Origin of the sequence: Actinomyces sp. MRS3W (genome assembly GCF_032465695.1) — a bacterium.
Taxonomy (GTDB): Bacteria; Actinomycetota; Actinomycetes; order Actinomycetales; family Actinomycetaceae; genus Actinomyces.
Map to the genome: position 1 here is coordinate 1 of NZ_JAWDJJ010000244.1, position 4,736 is coordinate 4,736.

General features: G+C 71.2%; 4 protein-coding genes. 3 read left to right on the top strand and 1 reads right to left on the bottom strand.

The annotated features are described in order from the left end of the window. The coding region (treY, locus tag RWX45_RS09420; RefSeq protein WP_316023473.1) for a malto-oligosyltrehalose synthase at nucleotides 1-2,204 on the top strand (2,204 nt) is incomplete at its 5' end. Here treY and RWX45_RS09425 read toward each other — a convergent pair. Further along, on the bottom strand, nucleotides 2,179-3,297 hold the full coding sequence (locus RWX45_RS09425) for a lipid II:glycine glycyltransferase FemX (protein ID WP_316023474.1): 1,119 nt from the start codon (nucleotides 3,295-3,297) through the stop codon (nucleotides 2,179-2,181). The genes treY and RWX45_RS09425 overlap by 26 nt on opposite strands. A 125-nt stretch (nucleotides 3,298-3,422) precedes the next feature. Between RWX45_RS09425 and RWX45_RS09430 the strand changes: the two genes are divergently transcribed. Together RWX45_RS09430 and RWX45_RS09435 are read left to right on the top strand one after the other, a co-directional pair. Then, complete coding sequence (locus tag RWX45_RS09430) at nucleotides 3,423-4,007, top strand: DUF3000 domain-containing protein (protein ID WP_316023475.1); 585 nt, start codon at nucleotides 3,423-3,425, stop codon at nucleotides 4,005-4,007. Next, a partial coding sequence (locus tag RWX45_RS09435; RefSeq protein WP_316023476.1) for a ribonuclease D occupies nucleotides 4,004-4,736 on the top strand: 733 nt, incomplete at its 3' end. The genes RWX45_RS09430 and RWX45_RS09435, both read left to right, overlap by 4 nt.

Sequence of the window (4,736 nt, forward strand, 5' to 3'; positions counted from 1 at the left end):
CCCCCGTGTGGCACAACCCGCCCCTGTGGTCGGTGCTGCGCGACGGCGCTGACTCGCCTTACGCCGCCTGGTTCGACGCCCCGCCCGGTGAGAAGATGCTCATGCCGGTGCTCGGCGCCCGTGTCGGCCAGGTGTTGGCCGACGGCGAGCTCAGCGTGGCGCAGATGACGATTCCCACCGAGCCGGAGCGGGGCGAGCAGTGGGTACTGCGCTACTACGAGCACGTCTTTCCCCTCGCCCCGGGCACTCACACGCTGCCGTTGCCCGAGCTGCTGGCGAAGCAGCACTACCGGTTGGCCTTCTGGCGGGTGGGCGATGAAGAACTCAACTACCGGCGCTTCTTCGACATTGCCACCCTGGCGGCTGTGCGGGTGGAGGACCCGGAGGTCTTTGACCATTCCCACGCGCTCATCCTCGAGCTGGTTGGCGCCGGCACTCTCGACGCGCTGCGAGTGGATCATCCCGACGGCCTGGCGGACCCGCAGGGCTACTTCGACCGGCTCTGGGAAGCCACCGGCGGTGCCTGGATCGCGGCGGAGAAGATCCTCGCCCCCGATGAACTACTGCCCACCGCCTGGCCCACTGCCGGCACCACCGGCTACGACGCCGCCTGGCGGATCGACCAGCTGCAGGTCGATCCCGCCGGCGCCGCGCAGCTGGGCGCCCTCATGCGGGAGCTGACCGGGCAGGTGCCGCTCGACTACCAGCGGGTGAGCCAGGACGCCAAGCGGGAGATCATCGCCGGCTCGCTGGCCGCCGAGGTGAACCGGCTTGCCCAATCCCTGTATTCACTCACCTCCCGGGACGTCTACCTCAGCGACCACACGCTCAAGGATCTGCGCGCGTGCGTGGTTGAACTGCTCGTGGCCGCGGACCGTTACCGCGCCTACGTGGTTCCGGGCCGACCCGCCGACGCCGAGCAGGCCGCTGTGTTGCGCGGCGGCGCCGAACGTGCGCGGGTGCATCTGACGGCCGAGCAGGCGCAAACCCTCGACCTGGTGGTGGCGGTCCTCCTGGGTGAGGCGGTCGGCTCCGGGCAGCCCTCCGATACTCCCGAACGCGCCGAGATCATCACCCGCTTCCAGCAGGTATGCGGCGCGGTCACCGCCAAGGGCGTGGAAGACACCACCTTCTACCGGTGGACGCACCTGACCAGCCTGACCGAAGTCGGGGGCGATCCCGAGGGGTTCGCCCTGTCGCCGGATGCGGCACACGCCTGGGCGCTGCGGGTGCAGGGCGCCTGGCCGGCCACCATGGTCGCCTCCACGACGCATGACACCAAGCGCAGTGAGGACGTACGCGCCCGGATCGACGTGCTGGCCGCCTATGCCGCCGAGTGGCACGCCCTGGTGCACCGCCTGCGGGCACTGACCGCCGACGCCCGCCCCGCCGACTTAGACGGACGCACCGAGAACCTGCTGTGGCAGACGCTGTGGGGTACGTGGGCTCCCGACTGCGGTGACCCCATCGACGCCGAGCGGCTGGGCGCCTACCTCGTCAAGGCCTCCCGCGAGCAGAAGGCGTGGACCACGTGGACCGAGCCCGACTCGCAGCGAGAGCAACAGCTGGCCGACTATGCCGCGCAGTTGCTCGGCCGCACCGACGTAGCCGAGCAGCTGGACGCCTTCACGGCGCTCACCTCGCGCACGGTTCGGGACACGATCCTGGCCAATAAAGCCATGGCACTGACCTGGCTGGGCGTTGCCGACGTCTACCAGGGCAGCGAAACCACCCGCACCTCCCTGGTGGATCCCGACAACCGCCGCCCGGTTACCTACGGCGGCCCCACCGGGTTGCGTGCGGCCCTGCAGCGGGCCTCGCAGCTGACCGGGGCGGAGGCGGATCTGGCGGCCTTGCCGCTGGACGAGGCGAAGCTGTACCTCACGTGGCGGCTGTGCCGCCTGCGGGCCGAGCGGCCCGACACGTTTGTGGGCACCCGCTCGGGCTACCGGCCGTTGCCGGTTACCACAACGCACGCCTTTGCCTACGCCCGACTGCTCGACGCCGAGCCCGACGTCGTCGTGGTGGTGCGGCGCTTGGGCCGGCGACTGGAACAGGATGGCGGCTGGGGCGACCACCGTGTGGTGCTGCCCGAGGGGACCTGGACCGACGTGCTCACCGGCGCGGAGTTGGCCGGTGGCACGCGGCGGCTGGCCGACGTCGTCGCCGATCAGCCGGTCACTGTTCTGGCTCGGCAGCGCTAGTGGTGCGCAGCGCGGCTAGGCGCTCGCGCACCGCGCTGACGCCCGCCTGCGCGCGGTGCTTGAGCTCCAGGGCCCGCACCAGGCCCGCGTAGATGCGCGGGCGCACGGGCACGTCCCAGGCCCCGGGAATGTCGACGGCTCCGGCGGGGGTGAACTTGGCCTTGAAGGAACCGACGCCGTCCAGCTCGGGCACCCGCTCGGAGCCGGCGCCCATAAGATCCCAGGTGCGCACGCCGCGCTGGCGCAGCCAGCAGCCCTCCTTGTACAGCAGGGCGTCCGCGGCCCGGCCGCGCCGTCCCTCTGCCGTGGAGGCGGCGTAGTAGCGCGCGGCGCCGTCGCCCCAGATGGTGTCGATGCTCCAGGCCAGGGCCTCCTGGCCGCCCCGACGGGCCACGTAGAGTCGGCAGTGCTCCGGGCCGAGCGTGCGCAGCATGGTTCGGTAGGTGTCCTCCGGAGCGGCACGAAAACCGTCTCGATCACCGGTCTCGGTGAGGATCTCGTACAGTTCCGCGAAGACCTCCTCCGCGATGTCGGTCTCGTCGTGGTAGGTCAGCTCGGTATTCCGCAGCGCCTTGCGCACGTCGCGGCGTCCGCGCGGCTTGAAGGAGGCGAGGAAAGCCTCGTCGTCCTCGCGCTCGACGTCGAGGATCACCGTGCGGTCATAGGTCATGGTCTGCAGCAGCTCGTGCAGCCCGGCAGCGGGGTGGGTGAAGTGCAGGCGCACGAAGACGATGGCCGGGTCGTGCACGCGTACGCCCGCAACGACCAGCTCCCGCAGCTCCGCCTCCTCCTGCGGGCTCGGCGCGGCCCCCAGCCACACTGGCGCGTGGCGTGCCCACAGGTAGGGGAAGCCGCGCACGTCCATGCGCGTCAAGGAGATGAGGGCGCGCGGGGCGCCGTCGGCGTCCTGGTAGACCAGCCGCCCCCACGGTTCGCGCCCGTCCATGGCGGCGTCGAAGGCGTCCCAGGCCGCGGTCTGCTCAATGGGCAGCGTGGTGGAGGCGTCGGCGGCGATACGACGGAAGGTCTCCCAGTCGACGCGTCGCATAGAGCCGCGGGGGGTCAGAGGGGTGGCGTTCTCGGGCGAGGTCATGCCGGATGGTTTCCTGTCCTGTCTACATACTGGCTGGTATCACGATAGACCACCTCACCGGCGGCGTGGCAACGTCGGCCCCGCGCTGCGGCCGGTAGCCTGGGGCGGTGCCAGATAACCCTCGCATGTCTTCACATGAGACGGGCGCCTCCCCCATGCCGGAGCGCTTTCACACGGCGTTGCTGTCCCTGCGCTCCGCAGCCCGGCCCCGCGGTCTCCTCCTGGAGGAGGCGCCCGCGCCGGCGCGCCTGGCCCCCTACGCGGCGGCGCTGACCGCCGAGACCGTTGAGACCGAGTCGGGCACGCCCCTGTCCTCCGGACGCTTCGTTGTCCTGCATGATCCCGCCGGCCAGGCGGCCTGGGATGGGGACTTTCGGCTCGTGGTCATGGTGCGTGCGCGTGTGGATGAGGAGATCGGCACCGATCCGCTGCTGGGCTCCGCCGCCTGGTCCTGGCTCACCGATGCGCTCGATCATGCGGGCGCCGGCCGGCACGCTCTGGTCGGTACCGTCACCCGTGTTCTATCCGACACCTTCGGCGGCCTGGAGCTGACCGATGCCAGTGCGCATGTGGAGATCCGTGCTTCCTGGACGCCCACCACGCCAGACCTCGAACCGCACCTGCGGGCGTGGTACGAACTCATTCACCTGACCGCTGGCCATGAGCCCGAAAGCGCGGTCCCTCTGGGACTGGCGGGGGCGGCCCGATGACCGGTTTGTCCGCGGCCACCCCGCACCCCGTCGCTACTCCGGGCACGACCGGCGCCCCCGTACCCACCGACGCCGTGGTGCCCTACCCGCGCCCTGCCGAGGGGCTGCCGCCGCTCACCGACACTCCTGCGGCGCTGGCCCGTGCAGCCGCGGCCCTGGCCGACGGCGTCGGCCCCATCGCGGTGGACGCCGAACGCGCCTCCGGTTTCCGCTACGGACAGGATGCCTATCTCATCCAGCTTCGCCGTGACGGCGCTGGCACCGTGCTGGTGGACCCACAGGGAGCGGGCGAGCTCACTGCCCTGGCGTCCGCCCTGGACGGACCGGAGTGGGTGCTTCACGCCGCCGACCAGGATCTGCCGTGTCTGACGGCACTGGGCTTGGAGGCCAGTTCACTGTTCGACACCGAGCTGGCCGCCCGCCTGCTGGGACGGGAGCACGTGGGGCTCGGCGCCGTCGTGGAGGAGACACTGGGGTTGCGCCTGGCCAAGGATCATGCGGCAGCCGACTGGTCGACCCGGCCGCTTCCGGAGTCCTGGTTGGTGTACGCGGCGCTCGATGTGGAACTGCTGCTGCCCTTGCGTGAGGCGCTCGCTCAGGAGCTGGAGGCCGCGGGAAAGGCGGAGTGGGCGGCTCAGGAGTTCGAGTACGAACGCACCCAGCCCGCGCGCCCGGCCCGCCCAGAACCCTGGCGCCGCACCCCGCGGTCGGGTCGAGCGGTGCGCAGCC